This window comes from Pseudomonas sp. Pme6b (genome assembly GCF_058129925.1).
Genome location: NZ_CM176704.1, coordinates 2,962,612 through 2,986,249, shown reverse-complemented (window position 1 = coordinate 2,986,249; position 23,638 = coordinate 2,962,612). Strand labels below are relative to the sequence as shown.

Here is a 23,638-nt window from a genome sequence, read left to right as displayed (position 1 = left end):
CGATGCATGTGACAGGCCGTTTCTTCAGGAGTAGTCGGCGGATGGCGTTTATCAGATGGATGACAGAATGTTTAAAAAAGTGAACACGGCCCTGCTGGGTCTGGCCATTTCCATGGGCCTGATGCCCGTGCAGGCGGCTGAAACCAAGAAAGTCGACGTATTGCTCGTCGGCGGCGGCATCATGAGTGCAACGCTTGCGGTCTGGCTCAACGAGCTGGAGCCGAGCTGGTCGATGGAAATGGTCGAGCGCCTCGATGGCGTGGCCGAAGAAAGCTCCAACGGCTGGAACAACGCCGGTACCGGCCACTCGGCCCTGGCCGAGCTGAACTACACCCCGGAAGACAAGAACGGCAACGTTGATATCTCCAAGGCCATCGAGATCAACGAAGCGTTCCAGATTTCCCGTCAGTTCTGGTCGTGGCAGGTCAAGACCGGCGTTCTGAAGAACCCGCGTTCGTTCATCAACTCCACGCCGCACATGAGCTTCGTGTGGGGCGACAACAACATCCAGTTCCTGCGCAAGCGTTACGCAGCATTGCAGGCCAGTCCGCTGTTCAGCGGCATGCAGTACTCCGAAGACCACGAGCAGATCAAGAAGTGGGTTCCATTGATGATGGAAGGTCGTGACCCGGCGCAGAAGCTGGCCGTGACCTGGAGCCCGATTGGCACCGACGTCAACTTCGGCGAGATCACCCGCCAGTTCGTCGCCAATCTGAAAGCCAAGCAGAATTTCAATCTGCAGTTGTCGAGCGAAGTCGAAGACATCAATCACAACGACGACGGCACCTGGCGCGTCAAGTACAAGAACCTGAAAGACGGTACTGTCACCGAGACCGACACCAAGTTCCTGTTCATCGGCGCTGGCGGTGCTGCCCTGCACCTTCTGCAGGAATCCGGTATTCCTGAAGCCAAGGAATACGGCGGCTTCCCGGTCGGCGGTTCGTGGCTTGTCACCGACAACCAGACTCTGGCCATGCAGCATATGGGCAAAGCCTACGGTATCGCGTCGACTGGCGCGCCACCCATGTCGGTTCCGCACCTTGACACCCGTGTTCTGGATGGCAAGCGCGTGATCCTGTTTGGCCCGTTCGCGACCTTCTCGACCAAGTTCCTGAAAAACGGCTCCTACTTCGACCTGCTGACCAGCACCACCACGCATAACGTGTGGCCGATGACTCGCGTTGGTATCGAACAGTACCCGCTGATCGAATACCTGGCAGGTCAGGTAATGATGTCTGACGACGATCGCTTCGCTGCTCTGCAGCAGTACTTCCCGAACGCCAAGAAAGAAGACTGGCGCCTGATGCAAGCCGGTCAGCGCGTACAGATCATCAAGCGTGACGAAGAAAAAGGCGGCGTTCTGAAGCTGGGTACCGAAATCGTTGCTTCCAAGGACGGCTCCATCGCCGGTCTGCTGGGCGCATCGCCAGGTGCTTCGACTGCAGCGCCGATCATGCTGGGCGTGCTTGAGAAAGTCTTCAAGGACAAGGTAGCGACTCCGGAATGGCAGGCAAAGCTGCGCCAGATCGTGCCTAGCTACGGCACCAAGCTGAACAACAACCCGGATCGCGTTGCCGAGGAATGGGCTTACACAGCCGAAGTCCTGCAACTGACTCCACCGCCGCCGGTGAACAAGACAGGTAATGCTCCAACACCTGCACCTGCTGCACAGCCAGCGAAAAGCAATCCAGCCAGTGACATGGCGCTCTAAGGCTTTCACAGCTTGAAGCAAAGCCCCGCCAGACAATGTCTGGCGGGGCTTTTTTGTAATTGGCGCCTTCTGGCCGAAAAAACAGTTAAAGCCACGCATCCTCTTGGCACCTGTTATGGTGGCACACCTCCTTCACTCTCTGGCTTGCATCAGCAGAGCTGTATTATCCAGGTCTCCACGCCGCACCTTCGCGGCAACCTCGCATTTTCTTGCGCTGTCCATCCGGGCTGTTGATCGCTCAAAGTTTTGTCACGGCTGACAAAAACTATCCGAATCGCTCTTTGTGCTTAACGACTGCATGTCGTACCAAGGCAGCGGCAGGCTGTTTCCGGTTGAAATACCCTATGGAGTTCACGCAAATGATCGAGCCCATGCTGGCTGCAGGCCCAGATGCAGCGCTTGAAGCCGCGCTTGCCGAGTGTGCCCGTGAACCGATTCGGGTGCCCGGCGCAATCCAGCCTCATGGCGTGTTGCTCAGCGTTGCAGGCAACCCGCTGTGTATCGAACAAGTCAGCGCCAATTGCGCAAATGAGCTTGGGCTGGACAGCGACGCGTTGCTGGGCAGGCCCCTGTCATTGTTGTTATCGCCCGAGCAGGCGACGATTATCGAAAATGCGTACCACCACCCTGCTGCTCCACACATTGATCCGATACGACTGACGCTGGGAAGCGCTCACTACAGTGCTTCGCTGCACCGTACCGATGACGTGCTGATTATCGAACTGGAACCCTTCGTCGAAGCCGGCCACGAACAGTCCAGAATCATTACCCGTGTATTGCGCAACCTGCAGGCAGCGACCACGCTGGAAACGCTGTTCGATATCAGTGTTCACGAGATTCAGGCACTTACCGGCTACGACCGGGTGATGATTTACCGGTTCGAGCCCGAGGGGCATGGCAAAGTCGTTGCCCAGGCGTTGACCGGGCTATTACCCAGTTACAGTGGTTTGAACTTCCCAGGCTCGGATATTCCTGCCCAGGCGCGAGAGCTGTATCGTTTGAACTGGATTCGGGTGATTCCGGACGCAACCTACGTTCCCGTCCCCCTGATACCGACACTGCGACCTGCAACAGGCCAGCCACTCGATCTGGGCTTCTCGACGCTGCGTAGCGTGTCCCCTGTTCACTGCGAATACCTCAAGAACATGGGCGTGCGCTCATCGATGAGCATCTCGCTGCTGGACGGCGGCGAACTTTGGGGTCTTATCGCCTGTGGGCATCCTGAACCGCTGCTGGTGTCCAGAGAGCTGCGCGATGCCTGTGCAATGATCGGGCAACTGTTGTCGGTGAAAATTTCCGCAATTGTTGCAACTGATATCCAGCGCGAACGGGAAGAGAAAGTTGTCCTGCTCGGGCAACTGGCAGACGCAATGAGTCGTGCCGACCATGAAATCCTCGACGGCCTGGTGAGCCGACCCGAACTGCTTCAGTCCTTGACACTGGCGGACGGCGTCGCGGTTTTGATTGACGACCGGGTTCACCTGTTCGGCGTATGCCCTACGACCGAGCAGGTGCAAGCGCTGTATCTCTGGATTCGGGACACAGGGCTGGCACGCCAGCGGTCGACGCAGCGAACTACAGGCTTGCAGGGTCTGGGTGTTTTTCATACCCACTCCATGTACAAGGAGTATCCCGAAAGCGCGGCCTACAGAGATGTCGCGAGCGGCGTGATTGCCTTTACATTGCCCAAGCCGATTGATAACGCGGTCATGTGGTTTCGTGCTCAGCTCACCTCGACAATGAACTGGAGCGGAAACCCGGCCCACCATGTGAGTACCAGCCCGGAAGGCTCCGCACGCCACCGCTTGCGCCCGAGACAGTCTTTCGACGCGTGGGAACAGCAGGTCACAGGCATCGCCAGCCCCTGGTCGCGGGGCGATCTTTATGGTGCTGAAGACATACGCCGCTCAGCGCTGGAGAACGACCTGGAGCGCCAGGTTCAGCGCGAGCAGGAGGCGGTGCGTTTGCGCGATGAGCTGGTCGCGGTGGTGTCCCATGACCTGCGCAACCCGATGTCGATCATCATGCAGTGCGGCATGATGCAGCGATGGGCAATCGGCGATACACACTCTGAAAACCGCAACATCCGGCGCGCACTGGGCACCATCGAGAAAGCGACAACCCGCATGAACAGTCTTCTTGAAGACTTGCTCGATACCGCACAGATTGAAGCAGGCCGTTATCAGCTCTCACGCTTGCCGCTGGGTGTCACCAGTCTGCTTGAAGAGGCATGCAGCCTTCTGGTCATGCTGACTACTGAAAAGAATATCGAACTCAATTGCACCGCCGCGCAGGGTCTGGTCATCAATGCGGATCCGGAGCGAATCTTTCAGGTGCTTTCCAACCTGGTGGGTAACGCCATCAAGTTCACCCCCAAAGGTGGCCGAATCAACATCGATGCGGTCGCCAGTGAAAATGAAGTCCTGTTCAAGGTCAGTGATGACGGGATAGGTATCCCGGCGGAACACTTGCCCTATATTTTCCAGCGTTATTGGTCTGTCAAGGAAGGCAACCCACGAGGCAACGGCCTGGGTCTTTATATATGCCAGGGTATTATCACCGCCCACGGTGGACGCTTGTGGGCCGAAAGCTCAGTCGATTCGGGAAGTGTATTTTCCTTCACGCTGCCTATGCATGAGGGGCAGGATGTCATTGGCGAGGCGACGTTTTTAAAACGGAGCGGCACGACTCATCGACTGGCGCAATCGATCTCCAGCAAACTGGAGCGCCAGCAACTGGAAGATCGCCTGACCCGAGCGGGGCTGCTGAACGAACTGAACCATCGGGTCAAAAACACCCTGGCAACCGTTCAGGCCATCGCCTCTCTCACGGTCAACAGCTCTGCCTCACTGGAGTCCTTTCGCAAAAGCTTCGATGCACGTCTGTTTGCACTGAGCCAGGTGCATGATGCCCTGGCCCGGGCAGAGTGGATATCCACTGAACTGGTCGACCTGATCGAGCAGCTTCAAGCGGTAAACGCGGGGGCGCACAAGATCAGCTTCACAGGCAATCCGGTAACTCTGGAGCCGCGCGTGTCATTGACGCTCTCAATGGTTCTGCACGAACTGATGGCTAACGCGGTGCAGCATGGTGCACTTTCATCAGCAGCAGGCCAGGTGACGGTGAGCTCCACCCTGGACGCCGGGCACAATCCTCCCACGCTGAAGATCGAATGGAGTGAAACAGGCGGCCCGCCGATTGGCGCAAGCACGGTAAAAGGCTTTGGCTTTCGCTTGATACGCCGCAGTATCGAACGGGAACTCAAAGGCAAGGCTGACATTCAGTTCGCCAGCACAGGCATTATCTGGTCGATGCTGATCCCTTGGCCAGACAAACCGGAAGGCAGCTTATGAGTTCAGAATCAGACGACCATACCTCGCTCCCCAAAGTGCTGCTGGTCGAGGACGAGACAATGCTCGCAATGCTGATGGAGATGATGCTTGAGGACCTGGGGTTCGCTACCGCTTACCACGCCAGTTCGCTTGGCGAAGGCATTGAATACGCGCGCAACGGCGACTACGACCTGGCCATTCTGGATATCAATATCATCGGCGGTAACTCATTCCCGATCGCAGCGGCCATTGCCCATCGCGGCATACCCTTCATGTTTTGCTCCGGGTATGGGCGACTGGGCATCCCCGAGGTATGGGTTGACCGGCGCTGCGTCGCCAAACCGTTCAGTGCAGAGCAGTTGAATGAAGCCTTGAGCGAACTGCTTCAGGCCTGACCGGGTCAGCTCTCAATCAGCCTGTTATCGGCTGGCGAAGGTTTACGCTCACGGTAAGTCGCCACCACCACCAGCACCAGCAACACCGCGAGCAGCACTGCGGACGACCCTATCGTGCCGAAATCCAGCCCGCCCTTCTCGTAGGGCTTGGTCAGCACATCACCCAGCGTTGCCCCGAATGGCCTCGTCAACACAAAGGCTATCCAGAAAAGCATGATCGAGGACAGTCTGGTAGTGAAATGCAGGACGACGACCAACGCTATCGCAGAACCGATCAGCACTGCCCCCCCGGCAAAACCGAGCCCCGAGTCGTCGGCCAGATAATCGCCGAGCGCTGTGCCCAGCGTGTTGGAGATGAGAATCGCGAACCAGTAAAAAAAGCTCACCTTTCAGCGTCGATACTCTGTCTACCGACAACGATTTCTCGCTGACATACCACGCGCAAAAAATGGCCATCAGCAGGGTAATCAGGATTGCAGAACCCGTTGCGTATCCAAGCCCGAGTGTTCGGTCCATGAAGTCCGACATCGTGGTGCCTGCGGTACTGGTGGAAAGAATGACCAACCAGTAAAGCATCGGGTGATAACGTTTTGCGGCAAGCTGTGTCACGAGCGTGGCTACAAACAGGCTTATCAGTATCAGAGAGCTGATCGCATACCCGACATCAAGCGTCATCGACAATAAGTCGCCCGCTGTTTCGCCAAGTGTGGTCGCGCAGATCTTCATGATCCAGAACGCCAGGGTTATCTGGGGCAGTTTGTTCATTGTGTCTACCTGGATGATCAATGGAGGCGTGTTTCGCAGAGCGCGAATGTCGCCATGATCAGGCTCCAGATGTTTGAAATGTGTGAGGCCGAAATGAAAAACTGATTGAAGCAGGCAGGGACTCGCATAAAAAACAGGCCGGGTTGCCCCAGCCTGTTCACATCACGAAGCGATCGTGGTTTCCTCTGGGCCCGGCCACTCGCTGTCCGGCACATCATAGATGTCGCCGTTCTCGACGCCGTCAATCTCGTACTGGGTCAGGTAGTCCCTGAGGTGATCGGAGAAGCGGTCAACGCGCGTTTCCTGCTTGCCTTCCTCGATCAGACCGGGAATCAGCAACGCCAGAGCGCCCACGCCGGCTGCGGCAATACCAAGGCTGCCAGCGAGCAGCGGCAAGGCACGGACCACGCTGCCCGTCAGTTGCAGAACGCCCGCAGCGCCTTCAGCTGCAGATGCCAGACCTGCCATAGCGCCAAGAGATCCGGCAGTGATGCTCATGCCACCGGCAACCAGCTCGCCTCTTCTGATCGACTTCACTCCATCAAAGATGCCGTAAGCACCCGCAGCCACACCGGCAAGTCCACCGAGCCCCTTCGCGGCGTTTTCCAATTTCGACAGATTAGTCGTGATGTCCTTGTAAACGTCCGGCTCCAGTACGTCCTTGATGTCCTTGAACATGGTCGTGACGTTCTTGATGCCGCCCTCGACCAGCAACGTTGCGCTTTGTACCGAACCGGCAGTGATGTCGACGATTTGCCGATCAGTCAGGGCCCCCGCGCCATTTGCACCTTTAGCAATGGTGATACCGGCCATGAACAGGCCGCTGACGCCATGCAGGACTCCGGCACCGGAAGCGGCCTTTATCGACGAGTTATCGCTGAACAGGCCCAGCTCGGAAATGGACTTGGTGCCCTGACGCAGCAAATCCCAATTGCCCCTGAAAACGCCAAGAATCTGGTCAGACGTAGCGGGTTTGCCATCGGCATTCATCAGCAGTTCGGGGTTGCTCTTGCTGATCTCGTCGATCAGTGCCTTGACCTTCTCCTCATCCAGCGCTTCACTGCCTTCCTTGCCGAACGCTTTTTTCAGGTCCTCGAAGCTGGCATCGTTGAAGACGTTCTCCTGAGCAATCGCGGTGTAGTTCTCTGTCAGCTTGTCGTCGTATTTACCCGTGAACTCTGGGTTCAGCGCGGCGTTGTACATCGCAACTTCCATGCTGAACTGGCTGGTCGCCACTTCAAAGCTTTCAGTCATGCTGAACTGGCTGGTCGCCACTTCAAAGCTTTCAGTTTTCAACAGCTCTTTGAGGCGCTCACCGGACACCAGCGATTTTTCATAGAAGGCCTCGAAATCCTTGTTATGCGAGGATTTCTGCACTGCTTCCTGAATTTCGCCCGGTTTGCTGAAACCCAGCGCGCCCTGAACGCTTTGCGCCGAGCTGTAGAACTGAGCAAGCGCTGTCTGCTGGTCGGTCTTGCCATCCTTGGTATTGGCGTCCCACAGCTTGTCCAGCGCAGCACCGGTCTTGATATCGTTGTCGTAAGTACTTTGCAGCGCGCGCTTGAGCCCGTCGCTGCCCTCCAGCACCTTGCTTGCCTCGCTGGTGGCATTCTCGTTATAGAACTTGACTACTGCGGCATCCTTTTCAAGCATCGCTACATGTTTGTTGACATCATCGAGCAGCTTCTGCGCATCGGGATGACTGCGTACATTGTTGGCGATCTGGACCTTGGATTTGTCGTCCTTCCACATCCCGGCACCGCTGCCCTGCACGATCAGACTCTGTGCAGCCTTGAGTTCCTGAAGTACCGCAGCCTTCTGCTCTGCGCTGTAATTTTGCGGGTTATCGAACACATCCTTGTTGAGCGGGTCGGTGTTGACCTTAGCCAGCAGATTGCCCTCGGCAACGGCTTCCAGCAATGTACCTACCGCCCCGACGTCCTTCGGCGAAGCCGTCTTGATGAAGGCCTGAATGTCACCGCGGCTGGCCTTGCCATCTGTGCCCTGCTCCAGGGGACTCTTCGCATTGTCGAGCAACGCAAAGGCACCGGGTTGCGACCAGAAGTCCAACGCTTCCTTGACCTCATCACTCAACTGAGGGTTTTTCTCTTTGTAGGCTGTCAGTGCTTCAGCGTTAAAATCCGAAGAGCCGGTCTTGCCTTTGATCGCGTCGTAATTTTCGTCGATGATCGCCGCATATCTGGCGATCTGCCTTGAAGCCTCATCGGCGTCAGGGTTGGCCTTGAGAAAATCCTTGTAACTACCGATCTCCTCGCTCTTTTTCAGCTCGGGTAGCGCGGCGAAGCCCAGCTTGCCAAAATCCTGTAACCGTCCGGCCTCGGTGCCATGCTTTGCCTCGGCGCCCTTGGTGAAGCCATCAATGCTGCTGTTGAACACCTGGCCACCTGACTGAGCCTCGCCCTTCTCGTTGTACAGGGTCACCCGGTCAAGCACCTGGGCCGCACGAAACGCGGCATTGGCATCTTTTTCGAAATCGCCGACCCGCTCCTTGAGCATGTCCTTGACGCCGCTCTGGTTGCCCAGATTCTTCAACAACGGATTAGCGTCGATGATCTCTTCGGCCGAACGCTTGTCATCCTTGGGCAACTCCCACAAAAAACCGAGTTTCTCGGCCTGTTCACGTGCTTCCTTGTTGTCACCCACTGACGACACATTGGTCATCTCGCCCTTGAGGCTTGCAAACCCGTCCTTGCCAAAGTCCTGCAGGCGACCGGCTTCAGTACCGTTCTTCGCCTCGCCACTCTTGGTGAAACCGTTAATGCTACCGTTCGCTACATCGCTACCGACAATCCGCACGCCGTTGCCATCGAACTGTTCGATGTGAGCCAGCACCTGGGTCGCGCGATAGGCTGCGTCGGCATCGCGCTCGAAATCGCCGACCTGCTCCTTGAGCATGTCCTTGACGTCACTCTGGTTACCCAGATTTTTCAACAACGGGTCACTGTCGATTATGGCCTGCGCGTCGCGCTCGTCACCTTTCGGTCGCTCCCACTGAATGCCCAGTTTCTCGGCCTGCTCACGGATGGCAGGGTCGTCAGCCGGGGATCGCACCTCATGCAGTTTGCCTTTCAGACTGGAAAAACCGAACTTGCCGAAATCCTTCAAACGACCCGCTTCGCTGCCATGCTTCGCGTCGCTGCTGCTGGTATACCCGTCGATGCGATTATTGCCGATGTCGTTACTGGCCAGACGGTTACCATTGGCGTCAAAGGTCTCAATGTGTTCAAGCAATTGCACAGCCCGGAATGCGGCGCTCGAATCCTTGGTGTAATCGCCCACCTGAGCGATCAGGTTCTGTTTGGCTTCGCCACGGTCGCCTCGTCCGCCCAGACTTTTGAGCAACGGGTTGTCATCAATGATTTCCTGTGCAGAGCGCTTGTCATCTGAAGGTAACTCCCACTGGATACCGGCATCCCTGGACTGCTGCACGGCCTGCTCCCAGGCCTTGGCGTCTACCGGGTCTTTTGGTTTTTCAGTGGTGATTTTGCTGACGGAGGTCATTGTCTTTATCCTTCCATTGGTCACCAGAAAAATCACAGCGACAACTGCTGCCCGCGCAAAAGAACGAGCTGCGCCATGAGTCAGACTGGTGCGAGCTGGGCCTGACTAAAAGGCAGAGGCACGGGACCTGATCAAAGACCAGGCATCCGCTATCACACGCGATTAAATCGGACTTGCGTTAAGAAGGGATGACACAGACCGGAAAGTTACCTCGAAACAGTTATCTCAGCGCCCTCATTACGCAACGCGTTACGGGTAACAAGACGATTTACTTCTGATGACACCCTGACAAGTCATACAGCCTTGAAGGCACGGTCAATACAGCACATTTCCGGTTTTTCACATGAATATCTCAACGGTCCAGGGCCCGAAGTCGTCGAACTCACCGAGACGCTTTATGAGGGTTGTAGAAAATTATCGCTCACTCGACAGACGGTACTCGGGTTGACCGGCAAATGGTGTCCATTACTACGGGCGTGGTTTATGCATGGCTAACTAAACGGTCACATCAGCTAATTAAGATTCAGCGTCCCACCCGAGCAGACGCGTCAAGCTCATCGAGCTGACGTTACGGGATGTAAGCAGATCAAAAAAACCGTTTACAGATCAATACCTCATGCTCCTGCAAGGTGCGGTAGCACAGCTGTTACTTCTGATACAGGTCTAAGCATGGATTTTGAAACAGGCGGCCCGGGTAAAACGGTCGATATCAGAACACGTGACGCTCTCCAGGGGCAGGAAGCTATCCGCTTCGGCTCTTTTGTGCTGCACCCGCAGCAGCAGCTGTTGTTCAGGCACTCGCAGCCGGTACCGCTGGGCAGTCGCGCCATGTCTCTGCTGGTGGCATTCGCAACACGCCCCGGCGAACTGCTGGAAAAGGCCGAATTGCTGACACTGGCCTGGCCAAAGGCAGTGGTGGAAGAATGCAACCTGTGCGCGCAGATCGTGACGTTACGCAGAACGCTGGAAGAGCAGGACGATTTCACCTATATCGTCACCGTGCCAGGCAGGGGTTATCGATTCAGCGCCCCGGTGAGCGTTCAACCAGCAACCGCTCCTGCGCTACCTGCACCTGCACCTGCACCTGCACCTGCACCTGCAAAAGACACATTTGCTGCGGCACCGGCGATAAAGCGCCAGGTGCTGGGCCGTGATGCGCTGATCCGTCAGTTGCATGAACTGACGCTGGAGCGTCGCTTGCTGACCTTGACCGGACCTGGCGGCGTGGGCAAGACCACCGTGGCGCTGGCGCTGGCAGATAGCCTGGCTGCACATGCCTCGTTGAGCACCGCATTCGTCGACCTGACGCCGGTCAGCTGCGCTCAGCCTGTCGTGGGCAGGATTGCCTTCGCCCTGGGTTTAAGCACTGAAAACGAACAGCCGCTGCGTGACATCCCGCCCTCACTGGCAAAGCGGCCGCAATTGCTGGTACTGGACAACTGCGAGCATGTACTTGATGAAACCGCCTCTGCCGTAGAAGCATTATTGGCCAATGCCCCACTGTGCTGCGTAGTGGTCACCAGCCGTGAGCCCTTACGCGTACAAGGCGAATGGGTGCATGAACTCAGCCCCCTGCAAGTACCGGACGAAAACCAGACTATCAGCGCCGAGACTGCCATTGCCTACTCGGGTGTGGAACTGTTTGTCACACGTGCCCGAGAGCAGGACCCCGCATTTGTGTTGACTGACAGCGATACCGAAGCGGTCGCAGCCATCTGCCGCAAACTGGACGGCAATCCGTTGGCAATCGAGCTGGCCGCTGCACGCGTCAGGACATTCGGCATTGCCGATCTGGTCGGGCTGCTGGACGGCAGTTTTCGCTTGCAGATGACCGGACTGCGCACCGCGTTACCGCGTCAGCGTTCGCTAAGCGCTACGCTGGACTGGACCTACGGCATGCTCACCGAACACGAGCAGGCACTCCTGCGCCAACTGTCCATTTTCAATGGCTCATTCACGCTTGATGGCGTCATGGCAATCGTCAATATCGGTTTGCCGGATGTACGCATGACGCTACCGATGCTGGAAAGCCTGCTCGAAAAATCCCTGCTCGGAACCTTTGACCACAGCCAGGGCAAGCGCTTTCGACTGTTGGAAACCACGCGCCTATATGCTCATGACAAGCTCGTTCAGCTCGATGATGTGCCGCGTTTGTGCCGCGCCCACGCCCAGTGGGCACTGCGCCTGCTCAACCAGGCCAGACTCGATCTCGATCAGCTGACACAAGACGTCTGGACTCAGCGCTACGCCGCAGAGATCGACACCATTCGCGCAGCACTGACCTGGGCCTTTTCAGCCGCGGGTGATCGACAACTTGGTGTAGAACTGACCCTGAGCAGCTCACCCCTGTGGCTCAGGCTGTCGCTGGTGCGCGAGTACCAGGACTGGGTCAGCCTCGGTACACCGCGTCACGTCGAAGAAAAGGCGCAGATGGATCGTCGTCAGCGTATGCGCTTGTTGACCATGTCTGGCAGTATTTTGATGCTTACCTACGGTGCCGGGCAGAAAATGCGCGAGGTCTGGCAACAGGTCAGTGAGGATGCCGAAGTGCTCAACGACTCCGAGTATCGCCTGCGCGCTTTGTGGGGCCAATGGAACGACCACACCTGTAGCAACAGGCACCGCGAGGCTCAAGAGGTAGCCTTGCGATTCCTCGCGCTGGGCAAGGATTACAGAATCGCCGACTGCCAGTTGCTGGGCAGGCGAATGCGCGCCACCAGCGCGTTTTACATGGGCGATATGAAAACCGCCGGGCAGGCGATCGAAGAAGCTCTGGGCGCTTCAAGGTCTGCTTCGTCACATATCATCGACATGCATTTCGACCAGCGAATTGCCGCACAATCATTGCGTGCCCAGGTACAGTTGCTGGTTGGCAATACCGGCCAGGCGATGGTTGCCCTGGACACCAACGTGAAGCAGGCCATTGCCCTGAGTCACCCCGCGACGCTCTGGTATACCCTGGCCATCAGTGCGATCCCCGCAACGCTGATTGCAGGTACGTTGCACAAGACACGTCACTTTCTGGATGTGCTTAAAAAAAGCAGCGAACGGCAACCGCTGCATATCTGGCGTCAGTTGACCAGTTGCTACGAGAGTATCCTGCTGATCCGTGAGGGCAACCCGGCAGCAGGCGTGCCATTGCTGGGAGAAGCCTTTCAACAGCTGCGCAACCATGTGGAAACGCCGCTGTGTTCGATGCTGCACACCGAGTACGTGTCAGGTCTGGCCGCGCTGCGGCTTGAACCCCTTGCGCTGGAAACGCTGGATGAAATTCACATCAACGCTGTTGAACACCATGATCGTTGGTATTTGCCGGAGATCATGAGAGTCAAGGCACAGCTGATGCTCAGTCAGCCACACACTCATGCGCTGGAAGAGGTACGCAAGATGCTGACCCAGGCACTGGACATCGCTCGGCAGGACGGTACACATTTCTGGGCCTGGCGCATCAACGCCGACCTCAACCGCCTGAAAATCGCGCCCGGTACACCAGCCCCTCGTCATTGCCCGGCGGTACATTGAAACACGGCGTCAGGCGTAAGGCGTCAGATCAGCCGCCGCGCCACCAGCGCATCGGCCACTGCCTGAAACGTATTTTCCGGCACCGGATCACCAGCTACGCTGCGCCGGGCGATCATTTCGGCGAGACTTGCGTCGGGCCAGCGGGCAATGCCCAGCGACAAGGCCTCTGCCAGCAAGGTGCTCGAATCCTGTGAGGAGGCACGACAGACCACTATCGGCACCGGTGTCTCACCGCGCACATAGCGTACGCCCACCACCCAACCTCCGCTGTCGCCAATCACCAAGGAGGCGCGCCCCAACCCAAGCTTTGTGGCCAGTGCCTGCATTTCGCGACGCTGACGCTGGCGTTCGCGCTTGACCATGGGGTCGCCATCAATGTCCTTGCGTTCGCGTTTCTGCTCGCTATGGCTCATTTTCATTTCACGGCCGAACAGCCAGCGTTGCATCAGCACGTCTACCGCGCCGACCAGCAGAAACGCTGCAAGCACGGTGAATACCAGTGGTTTGAGGACCAGATAGAACGTCGACTCGATGCAGCCTTCGCCGCATCGCGATGACTCCATCAGGGCCTGCAGCGCCTGGCGGCCGACGACATAGAATGCCAGCGCCAGTAACACAACCTTGACCAGCCCCTTCAGAAATTCGATCAGGTTGCGCATCGCGAAAATGCGCTTGAATCCCTCGGTAGGGTTGATACGTTTGATATCCGGCTGAATCGGCTCGATCGAAAACACCACGCCGCGCATGGTCACGATGTTGGTCAGGATCACCGCGCTGACAGTCACGGCTACCACTGGCACTGTAATGCCGATGACAATCTGCTCGGCGTGATCGAGCAGCCGTGGCCAGACCTCTGCAAACGGCTCGATATAGATCAGTGCGGTCAGATCTATCAGTGCCTCGACCTGCGCACGTGCCTTGGGCAGCAGCACCGATATGCACAAGGTACACAGCAGGATGACCATGCCCGACACGAGGTCCTGGCTCTTGGCAACCTGCCCCTTCTTGCGTGCATCGCGCAGCTTCTTGTCCGAGGCCGGCTGGCTTTTTTCCTCGCTCGACTCACTCATCCCGGGCCCTCGCTGGCCAGCGTTTTCAGAACCTCGACCGTTCCTCGAAATTGCGCCAGTTGGTCAATCATGACCGGAATCAGAAACCCGATATAAACAACCATCAACACCGCAAAAAACAGGTTCTTGACCGGCAGTGAAAGGTCAAAAATATGCAGGCTGGGTGCCATGCGCGACAGGTACGCGAGCATCAGATCAGTGATCAGCATCGCAATCAGCAAGGGCGCGACCATCAGCACACCAATGCGCATCACCTGGTCGAGAATGGCCAGAATGGAGGTCAGGGCAGCGCTGCTGAACAACGGCGTGAACTCGGTGACTGGCCAGAGCTGATAGCTATGGTAGTAACCGTCGACCATCAGAATAAAGCCGCCCGACATGAAAAACAGTGTAATGAGCATGACGGTCAGCAGCGTGGCCATCACGCTCGCTTCCCCCTGCCCCAAAGGGTCGACCAGCTGCTCCATGGTCGAACCCCGTTGCAGGTCGATCAGTTCGCCAGCCACCTCGGCAGCCCAGAACGGTATGCCGAACAACAGGCCGATCAGCAGCCCGATCAGCAACTCCTTGATCATCAGCCCCGCGAGGAAAAAACCGCTGTGCTCGGGCATAGAAGTGAACGCCGAGAACACCGGCAAGATCATCGGCACCGAGATCGCCACTGCCACGCAGCCACGGATCATACCGGTCAGGCCCAGACGATTGAATGCCGGGGTAATGATCACCACACCCATCGCCCGCGAAGCTGCCAGCGATGCGGAACTGATCACCGGATAAGCGATGTCGATGAACGCATTGGTCAGATCAGCGCCCATGACGACTCATCGGGTCCACAAGGGAAAGTTGTCCAGCACCTGATTGCCCAGCTCTGCCACCTGCCCGGCCAGCAACGGCCCGACAAACACGATCACCAGCAATACCGCTACCAGCTTGACCACTTGCGGCAGTGTCTGGTCCTGGATCTGGGTCAGTGCCTGTAACAGGCCCACACTGAGGCCGACGACAATGGCCACGATCAACGCCGGAGCGGAGAGCAGCAAGACAGTCATCAGCGCCTTGTTCATCAGCGAGAGAAAAACATCCTGGCCCACAGCGTCAGCCTCCGTAGCTCAGGATCAGACCGTGCATCAGTCTTGACCAGCCACTGAGCGCCACAAACAGAAAAATCTTCAACGGGATTGAAATCAAGGTGGGCGAGACCATCGACATGCCCATCGCCATGAGCACATTGGAGACCAACAGATCGACGACCAGAAACGGGATATAGAGCAGAAAACCGATCTCGAAGGCACGGGTCAGTTCAGAGCTGACGAACGCCGGAATCAGCACGACAAGATCGTCATCGCACAGATCGGCTCGCGCTTCGGGCGACCATATGGTTTCAGTGGCCTGGACGAAAAAACCGCGTTCGCTTTCATTGGCGAACTTCGAAAGGTGCGCCTGTAATGGCGGGCGCAAGGCGCTGCCGAGTTCCTCCAGTTGCTGGACATTCTGCAGGCTCAGATCGCGGCCTTGCACCTCCCGGTACATGTCACCGATCAGCGGCGTAGTCACGTATACCGACAGAATCAGCGCAATGCCGTAAAGCACCAGATTGGGCGGCGTCTGCTGCACGCCCAGCGCATTGCGGATCAGAAACAGCACCACGGATATCTTCATGAATCCCGTCAGCGTCACGACGGCCAGTGGAATCAAACCGATAGTAGCGACGACCAGAATGATTTCGATCAGGTTCGGCTGGTAACCGTTCATGAGGCAGTGAAACCCAGCAGTCGCACACCCAGACCGTCGCCGATACTCACCAACTCGCCACGGCCTATACGGCGGCCATTGACCATCAGGTCCACCTCATCGTGCCTCGAACCGGCCAGCGGCAACAGGCTGCCCGGCGCCATCTCGCGAAGTTGCGCCAGCGTCAGTTCAACGCTGCCCAGTTGGCAGACCAGCGTAAGCGGCAGCTCATCCAGCGAAGTATCCAGATCGGAACCGTCGGTCATTTCACTCATCGAATCGTTCCTGTTGAAAGTGTGGGAGACATAATGGGGACTGACGGTGCGCAGAGGCCCCAGCCATTCGAGGGTTTCACCCTGGTGCCTGGCAACCGTCCGGTAGCGCTTGCCCAGTCGCAGCAGCACCTGCGTGTCGGCCAGGGTGTCGAGCATGACCACATCACCCGGCACCAGACTGTGCAGCTCTGCGGTGGTTAATGGTGCCTGCCCGGCCTCGACACTCAACGTGAGCACCAATGCATCAAGCGGCTGCGGTCTTGTAACGGCGTTACGGTCGAGCAGCGCGATGACGTGCCGCGCGCTGTCAGCATTCAAATGTATTTCCAGCGCCTGTGCCTGCCCCTCATCCGGCCGCACTTCCAACGCGAGCCTGAGTGGATTTTCAAGTGGATGTGCAGGCCACGGGAGCACCTGAACAGGCTCGCCCGATAATGTTTCCAGAGGCTCGATCCAGCTCAGCCAGGCCTGCTCCAGTAACAAGGTGTCGGTCTGGGTATCGACTGACGCACCTGGTAGCCAGCCCAGCCCTGACAGCTCGAAAAGACGCGACGGAACGACAAGTTCGAGGTAGGCCTGCCCGAACCTGATGGCCACCCTCACCGGTCGGCGACACTCGCCACCTGCGCTGGCCAAGCTCACGTGCATGGGGCGCTGCCCAAGAACGATCCGCCACGGTGCTGTCTGGCGATGCAACAGGTTATGCAAACTCAACAGATCAGCATCGAACCGGGCAAGCCGGCTTCGGACTGAACCAATGCCTGGAGGCGAAGGCATTGGCTGTACGCACACCGTCATCGCTCGTCTCCAGGTGGGGATCCTTTGACGGGCAGGTCTGCCTGATCGGCCTCATCGCGCTGCTCACTGGCCCGCGCATCGTTGCGCATGCGCTGTTCGACGAGGTCCTGCCAGGCTCGGGACTTTTTCAGCTGTTCAAGGTGCGCCTGCCTGAGCCGCTTGCGTGCCTGCTCTTCAGTCTCAAGGTTCAACACCGCATTATCGGCATCGGCCTGCAATGCCTTGCGTTCGTCATGCAGTTGCTTCAAGCGCTCCTGAACGACCTTCCACTCGCTGACCGACAGGCCCTCGCTGAGCTGGCCGACCGCCTGCTCGGCCTCCTGAGCCAGTTGTTCCCGATGCAGGCGTAACTTTTCCCGTGCCTGATCCAGCTCGGTGTGGCTATCACGGCAGCGCTCCCGTTGAGCGCCAAGATGAGCGGCAGCGCGCTGCTCACGCAACAGACGCAAGGCTTGCAGGCTGTACAGGTCGGCCTTCTTCATCGTTTTTTTCCATAGCAAAGACCAATCGGCGTCGAGTCGTAGAGTGAATCAGGAGCCGAATCGAAAAACGGGCTCATGCCAGCACCTTGCGCAGGCGGGCCAGAGTTTGCGCAAGGCTGTCATGTTCGGAGGGCGGCTGACGCAGAAATGCCTCGATCGGCGAATGGCGGGCAATTGCCTCGTCGGCTATCGGGTCACTGCCAACCGCGTACTCACCCACCTGAATCAACAGTTCGATTTCCTGACGGCGGGCAATCAACTCACGCAGCCGTGATGCCAGTTGCCTGTGTTCGGCAGTCGCAATGTGGTCCATCAAGCGGCTGCGACTGCGCAAAACATCGATTGCCGGAAAGTGATCGCGCTGCGCCATTTCGGCGCTCAGCACGATATGGCCATCAAGGATTGAGCGAGTCTCCTCGGCCACCGGGTCCATGGCCGCATCACCTTCGGTCAATACGGTGTAAAGCGCCGTGATGCTGCCCTGCGGGCCAGGGCCGGCGCGCTCCAGCAGGCGCGGCAATGCCGAGAAAAAAGAAGGCGGATAACCACGCCGGGTCGGCGGCTCCCCCACTGCCAGACCAATTTCGCGCTGGGCACGGGCAAAACGGGTCAGGCTGTCCATCAACAAGAGCACATTGCGCCCCTGATCACGATGATACTCAGCCAGAGTGGTCGCTACGTAAGCCGCCCTGACCCGCTCGGCGGCGGGGCGGTCAGAGGTGGCAACCACCGCCACGGTACGTGCCCGGGCCGTGGCGTCGAGTTGCCCTTCAAGCAGTTCGCGTACTTCACGGCCACGCTCGCCGATAAGCCCGATGACGATCACGTCGGCATCGCTATTGCGAACGATACTCGCCAACAAGGAAGACTTACCCACACCCGGCTCGCCGAAAATACCCATGCGTTGCCCCTGGCCGAGGGTCAACAGGCTGTCGATAGCTCGTATGCCCAATGACAGTGGCTTGACGATTCGCTGGCGGCTGAAGGGCGCCGGAGGTTCTGCATGCAATGGATAATGCTGCATCCCGAGCGTGGCAGTCGGCGCAGGTCCGTCGAGAAACTCGCCCATAGGGCTGATCACACGACCCAGCAAGGCATCGCCAACCTGCACGCCGAGCGCCTGGCCTGTGGCGATGATCTGGGTACGCGTCGAAAGGCCCTCCATCGAGCCGATAGGCGACAGGATCGCGTCATCTTCATCGAAGCCGATAACTTCCGCCGACAGCTCTCGGCCGTTACCCGGATCGCGCAGCACACATAACTCTCCGATGCCTACGCCGGCGACGCTGGCGCGCAGCAACACGCCACGAATACTGCGCAGCGTCCCACGCATGGGCCTGGGCTGGGCGAATTGCAAGCGCAAACCGAGGTTGGGCAGCAGCGTCGTCAGGGCCTCAGTCATCGCGAATCACCTTCTGCCAGCGGTAACAACGCACGGCGCAGATTATCCAGCTGGGCCTCCAGCCCGAGTTCCACGGACCCCGCCGGGCCACCCAACCGCGCCTGCCCTGCTTCGAGCTGGTCATCGCCTTCGATACTCAGCGAATGCAAGGGCAGCGGCGCGTGGGCCAGGTGCTGGCGCAGACCTTCAACTTCAGTGCCGGGTACATGCAGAGTCAACGCCTGATCCTGACGAAACGCTGCCAACGCCTGCGCAGTACAGCGCAACAACCGCTCGCGCTCGTCAATCTCTCCCAGTACCTGTCGGGCGATGCCCAGTGCCAGTTCAGCCAGCGAAGTTTCCAGCCCGGCCAGGTAGCGGTCGACCTCGGCGCTGGTCTGTGCCAGCAATGCAGCGGCCCGTTCGGCGCCCTCCTGTCTGGCATGCTCGAAGCCTTCGGCGCGAGCCTGTTCAAGCCATTGCGCGCTGTTTTCCCGCACGCAACGTGCCTCTTCATGCGCGGCTTCGATGAAGGCAAATCCGTCGATCCAGCGAGCGGCGTCGGCAGCACGCAACACCCGGGAGCCTGGTCGTGTTGGCAGATCACTCATGGCTGCTGATCTCCGTCAGGTGTCGAGCAACGGTTTGCACCACCGTCATCTGTTTCGCATCATCCGGTGCAGCGTGCACAGGTTCAGCCAGACGCAGCCGCAGCCAGGCCTGCAGCTGTGCAGGACAGGACTGTAGCCAGGCGGCCACACAGGCAGCACCATCGCGATCGATGGCCTGGAGCAACTCGGCAGGTGTACGCAATAGATCGGCCGCACCGGCCAGATGCCGATGAGTGAGGGCCAGCGAGAATGTGTCGTTACCCAGCAGGCGACGGTACTCACTGACCACTTCGCCACGAATTTCCCGACTCAGCGTTGCCGCGTGCCAGACCGCACCACACAGGCGTGTCAAATGCGAAAAATCGCTTTCGCTCAGCAGCAGTACAGCCAGATCCTGTTCCGCAGGCAGGTCCAGCTGCGCCAGCGGCTGTAGCTTGAAATGTCCGGTCAGCAGTTGTTCAAGGCGTGCGGTAAAGCGCGGTGAATCGCGTAACGCTGCAAGTCGGGCCGCATCAATGTCACGTTCAAGGCATTCGGCCAGACAGCGCTCGCGGACAAAGGCCAAGGGACGTTCGGCCAGTGCATGCCACTGGCTGGTCAGCGCCGTATTCATGACGCTTCACTCAACACGTATGAGCCCTCGCCCCGGCGTCGCTTCCAGAACTGTCGGCCCAGCAGTCCGGCAAGCACCAGCGCAACCAGCAGCAGAGTGCCAAACAGCCAGCGTGCCGCTGGCAGGTCATCTTCAAGCATCCACAGGCCCAGGAAACTGCCCAATTGCGGCTGGGCACTGGCCTTGTCGGGAATGACTGCCTTGATCGCCGTGACTGAAACACCGTCGTAGCCCAGCCCGGAGATGCCGTTGGCAACCAGCGTCTTGATCTGCGGGATCAGCACATTGATGTCGGTTCGCGGGTCAAAACGGACCAGCACCGATGCCGAGGACGGCGAAATCACCCGTTTGAGTAAATCATTGTCAGGCAGCACCACATGCACCCGCGCGGACAGAATGCCATCTATCTGCGAAACGGTATGGGACAGCTCCTCACTCAGCGCATACACCATCTGCGCGCGCTCCTGCACTGGCGAGGACACCAGGCCATTGCCTTTGAAAATCTCTCCCATATTGGAAAAGCTCTGCCCTGGCAGGCCTGCGTCATCCAGCGCCGCCATCGCCTGGGCAAAGCGCTTTTCGTCGACCATCACCTTGAGCTGACCGTTGTCCTGAACCTTGCGTGACGCCGGGATGCCATCACGCAACAGCACCGCCAGCATGGCGTTGGCCTCACGCTCGCCGAGGTTGGTGTAAAGATCGATATCGCAGGCCTGCAACAGGCTTGCAAGCGTCGCCACTATCAACAGGCGCAAGACACGGCGGCGTTTGGGCATGGTTCATTGACCTTTTAGAAGGGTATTGGCAGAGCCGGATATCTGGGTTGCCCCGCGTACCACCATCTGGGTTTCGATGGAGTAATCGAACATCCGTCCAAGCGACTGGACGATGCGATCGACCTGCGGCTCACCTACCTTGCCCGGCGCCTGGACAGCGCTGGTGGCTGGGCTCGGAGCATGATTGGCGGACTGCAATGCATTACCCTGAGTCAGCGCATCGGCCCGCTCTGAGAACTGCCGCGAGCGGTCAATAAAACCATCCAGTCGCTCCATCAGGTTGCTACCGATCTGATGCGGGCTGGCACCCTGCGGCATGCCTTTGGAAGTCTCGGCCATGTGTTCGAAGAGGTTCTGGGAAGCCTGCGGAACCCCGCCTCCTCCCGGCGAAGGCAAGGCAGCCGCCGCCGGTGATGCAGCTGGATTGACGGTCATGGTCGGAACCTATTCAGAGTCGTCGTCAGATTGGGCTTCGTTGAGCATTTCCTGAGCGCGCGGCATGATAATGAACTGCCCGCCAATGGTGACCGCCTGGGTAATCAGGGCATCGTTGAACTCACTGTCGCTGGCAGCCTGCTCGGCGTTTTCGACGGCGGCGTTGAAGCGCGATTCCTGACTGGAAACATTGATGTCTACATTGCTGTCTACGGCGTTGATGGACATGGGTAGTGCTCCTTCTTCGGTTTACTGACGGTCGGTAGCGACTTGAGTGACGACACCGCCACGAAACACCCGCACGCCGCGCTCACGCACTACAGGCGCGACCTCGGCGGCAGGTTGACGATCCACATGGTGCTGAATCTGCGCCAGCCAGGCTGGCGGCCCTGAAACAAAAAGGCTGTCGCTGTCGGGGCTGACGCGGCTGGACATCGGCTGGCCGGACACTTCCAGCCGCGCCATATAACGCTGCAACTCTTCAAGCTGCGGCCCTTGCAGGTCGAACACACGGGTGGCGACCTCATCGGCACCGGCGATGTGCAGTACGTTGCCGTCGAAGTACCAGCTCAGTTGATTCGCATCGCACAAGCGGGTGAGAAACTCACCGGCATCCTCGCCACGTACCGTGCCTCGTGCGTTGCCCCGGACCTTCTCGGAAAACACCACGATCAGGCCAAGGTGTTGACCGAACTCAGTCAGCGCACCGCGAATATCCTGATCAACCAACACGTAGGCGTAAGGCTCTGAGAACCAGTCGGGCTGGCGCTCCGAGGCGGCCTTAAGCACGCCGGATAACAGGCACAGCAGGATCAGCATCAGCAATTTTGAAACTGGCGGGTCAGCCCTGAAGTGCTTCATGGCGCCCTCCGTGACAATGCGACGGCCGCTGGCAGACAGGCTTCAGAAAACGGTCGCTATTCAGCGCAGGGGCTATAAAATGGCGCTCGCCCTCAAAGGCTGTCGACGGCTGATACGCCTCGCCCCGCCCCCTTTCACAAGAGCCTTGCCCATGCCACCTCGTTCCGTCCCCACGTTGTTGTTGCTCGGCTGCCTGAGTCTGGCGGCGTGTTCGACTCAGCCCAAATCCGACGCCAGCTACGAGCGCTTCATGCAACTGGCCGCCGACCTGGAGAAACGCGGCGACTCGACGACGGCAGCGTCGTTCTACCAGCGCGCCACGCAGCAGCCCGAAGCGGGTGTCGAGGCGTGGCGCAAACTCGGTGCAGCCCTGCTCGTCAGCAACGACACGCGTGGCGCAGAGCGCGCTTATCAGCGGGCGCTTGAGCTGAAAGCCGACGACCCGGATGCGCTGCTGGGCCTGGGTACTGCGCAGTTGCGTCAGGGTAAGCTGGAACGCGCCATCACTGCGCTGACCCAGGCCGCCGAAACGTTGCAGCAGCCACAGGCCTGGAACCGTCTGGGCATCGCGCACATTCTGATTGGCCAGGCCGACGCTGCCCAAAGCGCCTTCGGCACCAGCCTGCGACTGGCCCCGAACGACCTCGACACCCGATGCAATCTGGCCTTGGCATACGCCCTGGGCGATGACGACCAGAAGGCCCTGGAGACCATCCGCAGCGTCAGCCAGTCGCCCCTTGCGCAACCGCGGCATCAACGCAACCAGCTGCTGGTCATGGTCCTGGCCGGAAAAGAGAAAGATCTCAAAAACATGACCTTCGACGATATCACCAAGGCCGAACGCGGCAAGCTGATCGCCGAAGCCCGGCGTGTCAAGGCCATACCGGACCGCGCCGAGCAGGCTCGTGAACTGGGGCTGATTGACGCTAACTGAGGTCATCGGGCCTCCTGCGTGTCAGTACTGGCCTGTTGATCTGCCTGACGCCGACGCAGCTCTTCGCGGTCATAGCCGTCGATGTAAACCTGCGCGGCGCGCCCGACCGGTGCAGCCATAACAGGCCCGGTGTCACGGCCGTGCATGACATCTACGCGCTGCTCGACCATTTGCAGCAGAATCAGGTTGCTGGCACAGCCCGGCGGCAACAATGGCTGAAAATCCTCACCTACACCGATCTCGTCCTGTGCAGCTGGTTGCACACAGGCCTGGGGCACCAGCTCCACACGGCCATCGGCACGGGTGATCGCCGCATAATCCGGTGAATAGCTCACTGGGTCGAGGTGGGTCTTGCAGCCTGCCAGTAGACATAAAAGCATCAGAACCGGCGGGCGTGACATAGCGCAGATGAGGTTCATGGCCA

20 protein-coding genes and 1 pseudogene are annotated in these 23,638 nt (G+C 58.7%); 5 read left to right on the top strand and 16 right to left on the bottom strand.

The features are described from left to right. Window positions 1–67: 67 nt before the first annotated feature. The 3 genes from mqo to AC4ANE_RS13540 all read left to right on the top strand — a co-directional run bounded on the left by mqo (window position 68) and on the right by AC4ANE_RS13540 (window position 5,438). Complete coding sequence (gene mqo, locus AC4ANE_RS13550) at window positions 68–1,711, top strand: malate dehydrogenase (quinone) (RefSeq protein ID WP_002553589.1); 1,644 nt, start codon at window positions 68–70, stop codon at window positions 1,709–1,711. A gap of 359 nt (window positions 1,712–2,070) precedes the next feature. Further along, entirely contained in the window at window positions 2,071–5,064 is a 2,994-nt protein-coding gene (locus AC4ANE_RS13545) for an ATP-binding protein (RefSeq protein ID WP_460408975.1), read from the top strand. Continuing rightward, on the top strand, window positions 5,061–5,438 hold the full coding sequence (locus tag AC4ANE_RS13540; protein ID WP_002553587.1) for a response regulator: 378 nt from the start codon (window positions 5,061–5,063) through the stop codon (window positions 5,436–5,438). Before AC4ANE_RS13545 ends, AC4ANE_RS13540 begins: the two co-directional genes overlap by 4 nt. Before the next feature lie 5 nt (window positions 5,439–5,443). Here AC4ANE_RS13540 and AC4ANE_RS13535 read toward each other — a convergent pair. After that, window positions 5,444–6,203: pseudogene (locus tag AC4ANE_RS13535) on the bottom strand (COG4705 family protein). 162 nt (window positions 6,204–6,365) lie between these two features. Further along, the gene (locus tag AC4ANE_RS13530) at window positions 6,366–9,725 is read right to left on the bottom strand and encodes a type III effector HrpK domain-containing protein (protein WP_460408974.1); all 3,360 of its coding nucleotides are present in this window, start codon (window positions 9,723–9,725) and stop codon (window positions 6,366–6,368) included. A gap of 669 nt (window positions 9,726–10,394) precedes the next feature. Here AC4ANE_RS13530 and AC4ANE_RS13525 point away from each other — a divergent pair. Then, a complete protein-coding gene (locus tag AC4ANE_RS13525; RefSeq protein WP_460408973.1) occupies window positions 10,395–13,247 on the top strand; it encodes an ATP-binding protein in 2,853 nt (950 codons plus the stop codon). Between the two features lie 23 nt (window positions 13,248–13,270). Here AC4ANE_RS13525 and AC4ANE_RS13520 read toward each other — a convergent pair whose 3' ends face one another. The 13 genes from AC4ANE_RS13520 to AC4ANE_RS13460 all read right to left on the bottom strand — a co-directional run bounded on the left by AC4ANE_RS13520 (window position 13,271) and on the right by AC4ANE_RS13460 (window position 22,280). Continuing rightward, on the bottom strand, window positions 13,271–14,317 hold the full coding sequence (locus AC4ANE_RS13520) for an EscU/YscU/HrcU family type III secretion system export apparatus switch protein (RefSeq protein ID WP_002553583.1): 1,047 nt from the start codon (window positions 14,315–14,317) through the stop codon (window positions 13,271–13,273). Further along, complete coding sequence (gene sctT / locus AC4ANE_RS13515) at window positions 14,314–15,132, bottom strand: type III secretion system export apparatus subunit SctT (RefSeq protein WP_002553582.1); 819 nt, start codon at window positions 15,130–15,132, stop codon at window positions 14,314–14,316. The genes AC4ANE_RS13520 and sctT overlap by 4 nt, the downstream gene beginning before the upstream one ends. A 6-nt stretch (window positions 15,133–15,138) precedes the next feature. Next, on the bottom strand, window positions 15,139–15,408 hold the full coding sequence (gene sctS / locus AC4ANE_RS13510) for a type III secretion system export apparatus subunit SctS (protein ID WP_002553581.1): 270 nt from the start codon (window positions 15,406–15,408) through the stop codon (window positions 15,139–15,141). Window positions 15,409–15,412: 4 nt separating this feature from the next. Continuing rightward, a complete protein-coding gene (sctR, locus tag AC4ANE_RS13505; RefSeq protein WP_002553580.1) occupies window positions 15,413–16,069 on the bottom strand; it encodes a type III secretion system export apparatus subunit SctR in 657 nt (218 codons plus the stop codon). Then, window positions 16,066–17,121, bottom strand: coding sequence for a type III secretion system cytoplasmic ring protein SctQ (gene sctQ, locus AC4ANE_RS13500; RefSeq protein ID WP_031595575.1), 1,056 nt, complete (start codon window positions 17,119–17,121; stop codon window positions 16,066–16,068). The genes sctR and sctQ overlap by 4 nt, the downstream gene beginning before the upstream one ends. Beyond that, window positions 17,118–17,603: a hypothetical protein gene (locus AC4ANE_RS13495; protein WP_005733364.1), complete on the bottom strand. Its 486-nt coding sequence runs from the start codon at window positions 17,601–17,603 to the stop codon at window positions 17,118–17,120. The genes sctQ and AC4ANE_RS13495 overlap by 4 nt, the downstream gene beginning before the upstream one ends. 73 nt (window positions 17,604–17,676) lie before the next feature. Further along, window positions 17,677–19,005: a FliI/YscN family ATPase gene (locus AC4ANE_RS13490; RefSeq protein ID WP_002553577.1), complete on the bottom strand. Its 1,329-nt coding sequence runs from the start codon at window positions 19,003–19,005 to the stop codon at window positions 17,677–17,679. Continuing rightward, window positions 19,002–19,595, bottom strand: coding sequence for a FliH/SctL family protein (locus AC4ANE_RS13485; protein WP_002553576.1), 594 nt, complete (start codon window positions 19,593–19,595; stop codon window positions 19,002–19,004). Before AC4ANE_RS13485 ends, AC4ANE_RS13490 begins: the two co-directional genes overlap by 4 nt. Continuing rightward, window positions 19,588–20,208, bottom strand: a complete 621-nt coding sequence (locus tag AC4ANE_RS13480) for a hypothetical protein (protein WP_002553575.1) — start codon at window positions 20,206–20,208, stop codon at window positions 19,588–19,590. The genes AC4ANE_RS13485 and AC4ANE_RS13480 overlap by 8 nt, the downstream gene beginning before the upstream one ends. Then, on the bottom strand, window positions 20,205–20,984 hold the full coding sequence (sctJ, locus tag AC4ANE_RS13475) for a type III secretion system inner membrane ring lipoprotein SctJ (protein WP_002553574.1): 780 nt from the start codon (window positions 20,982–20,984) through the stop codon (window positions 20,205–20,207). The genes AC4ANE_RS13480 and sctJ overlap by 4 nt, the downstream gene beginning before the upstream one ends. 3 nt (window positions 20,985–20,987) lie before the next feature. Continuing rightward, window positions 20,988–21,419: a hypothetical protein gene (locus tag AC4ANE_RS13470; protein ID WP_002553573.1), complete on the bottom strand. Its 432-nt coding sequence runs from the start codon at window positions 21,417–21,419 to the stop codon at window positions 20,988–20,990. 9 nt (window positions 21,420–21,428) lie between these two features. Then, window positions 21,429–21,647, bottom strand: a complete 219-nt coding sequence (locus AC4ANE_RS13465) for a hypothetical protein (RefSeq protein WP_002553572.1) — start codon at window positions 21,645–21,647, stop codon at window positions 21,429–21,431. A gap of 21 nt (window positions 21,648–21,668) precedes the next feature. Further along, window positions 21,669–22,280, bottom strand: coding sequence for a hypothetical protein (locus AC4ANE_RS13460; RefSeq protein WP_002553571.1), 612 nt, complete (start codon window positions 22,278–22,280; stop codon window positions 21,669–21,671). A gap of 151 nt (window positions 22,281–22,431) precedes the next feature. Here AC4ANE_RS13460 and AC4ANE_RS13455 point away from each other — a divergent pair, with 151 nt between their 5' ends. After that, entirely contained in the window at window positions 22,432–23,214 is a 783-nt protein-coding gene (locus tag AC4ANE_RS13455) for a tetratricopeptide repeat protein (RefSeq protein WP_031595571.1), read from the top strand. Window positions 23,215–23,216: 2 nt separating this feature from the next. Here the strand turns inward: AC4ANE_RS13455 and AC4ANE_RS13450 are convergent, their stop codons facing one another. Further along, the gene (locus AC4ANE_RS13450) at window positions 23,217–23,633 is read right to left on the bottom strand and encodes a hypothetical protein (protein WP_002553570.1); all 417 of its coding nucleotides are present in this window, start codon (window positions 23,631–23,633) and stop codon (window positions 23,217–23,219) included. Window positions 23,634–23,638: the final 5 nt, after the last annotated feature.

What these genes read in the sequence shown, in the direction of transcription:
- AC4ANE_RS13465 (WP_002553572.1), bottom strand. Translation starts at nt 21,647, where the DNA reads ATGTCCATCAACGCCGTAGACAGCAATGTAGACATCAATGTTTCCAGT.
- AC4ANE_RS13545 (WP_460408975.1), top strand. Translation starts at nt 2,071, where the DNA reads ATGATCGAGCCCATGCTGGCTGCAGGCCCAGATGCAGCGCTTGAAGCC.
- AC4ANE_RS13455 (WP_031595571.1), top strand. Translation starts at nt 22,432, where the DNA reads ATGCCACCTCGTTCCGTCCCCACGTTGTTGTTGCTCGGCTGCCTGAGT.
- AC4ANE_RS13485 (WP_002553576.1), bottom strand. Translation starts at nt 19,595, where the DNA reads ATGAGTGATCTGCCAACACGACCAGGCTCCCGGGTGTTGCGTGCTGCC.
- AC4ANE_RS13540 (WP_002553587.1), top strand. Translation starts at nt 5,061, where the DNA reads ATGAGTTCAGAATCAGACGACCATACCTCGCTCCCCAAAGTGCTGCTG.
- AC4ANE_RS13530 (WP_460408974.1), bottom strand. Translation starts at nt 9,725, where the DNA reads ATGACCTCCGTCAGCAAAATCACCACTGAAAAACCAAAAGACCCGGTA.
- AC4ANE_RS13495 (WP_005733364.1), bottom strand. Translation starts at nt 17,603, where the DNA reads ATGAAGAAGGCCGACCTGTACAGCCTGCAAGCCTTGCGTCTGTTGCGT.
- AC4ANE_RS13470 (WP_002553573.1), bottom strand. Translation starts at nt 21,419, where the DNA reads ATGACCGTCAATCCAGCTGCATCACCGGCGGCGGCTGCCTTGCCTTCG.
- sctQ (WP_031595575.1), bottom strand. Translation starts at nt 17,121, where the DNA reads ATGACGGTGTGCGTACAGCCAATGCCTTCGCCTCCAGGCATTGGTTCA.
- AC4ANE_RS13450 (WP_002553570.1), bottom strand. Translation starts at nt 23,633, where the DNA reads ATGAACCTCATCTGCGCTATGTCACGCCCGCCGGTTCTGATGCTTTTA.
- AC4ANE_RS13460 (WP_002553571.1), bottom strand. Translation starts at nt 22,280, where the DNA reads ATGAAGCACTTCAGGGCTGACCCGCCAGTTTCAAAATTGCTGATGCTG.
- AC4ANE_RS13520 (WP_002553583.1), bottom strand. Translation starts at nt 14,317, where the DNA reads ATGAGTGAGTCGAGCGAGGAAAAAAGCCAGCCGGCCTCGGACAAGAAG.
- sctJ (WP_002553574.1), bottom strand. Translation starts at nt 20,984, where the DNA reads ATGCCCAAACGCCGCCGTGTCTTGCGCCTGTTGATAGTGGCGACGCTT.
- sctT (WP_002553582.1), bottom strand. Translation starts at nt 15,132, where the DNA reads ATGGGCGCTGATCTGACCAATGCGTTCATCGACATCGCTTATCCGGTG.
- AC4ANE_RS13525 (WP_460408973.1), top strand. Translation starts at nt 10,395, where the DNA reads ATGGATTTTGAAACAGGCGGCCCGGGTAAAACGGTCGATATCAGAACA.
- sctR (WP_002553580.1), bottom strand. Translation starts at nt 16,069, where the DNA reads ATGAACGGTTACCAGCCGAACCTGATCGAAATCATTCTGGTCGTCGCT.
- AC4ANE_RS13480 (WP_002553575.1), bottom strand. Translation starts at nt 20,208, where the DNA reads ATGAATACGGCGCTGACCAGCCAGTGGCATGCACTGGCCGAACGTCCC.
- AC4ANE_RS13490 (WP_002553577.1), bottom strand. Translation starts at nt 19,005, where the DNA reads ATGACTGAGGCCCTGACGACGCTGCTGCCCAACCTCGGTTTGCGCTTG.
- mqo (WP_002553589.1), top strand. Translation starts at nt 68, where the DNA reads ATGTTTAAAAAAGTGAACACGGCCCTGCTGGGTCTGGCCATTTCCATG.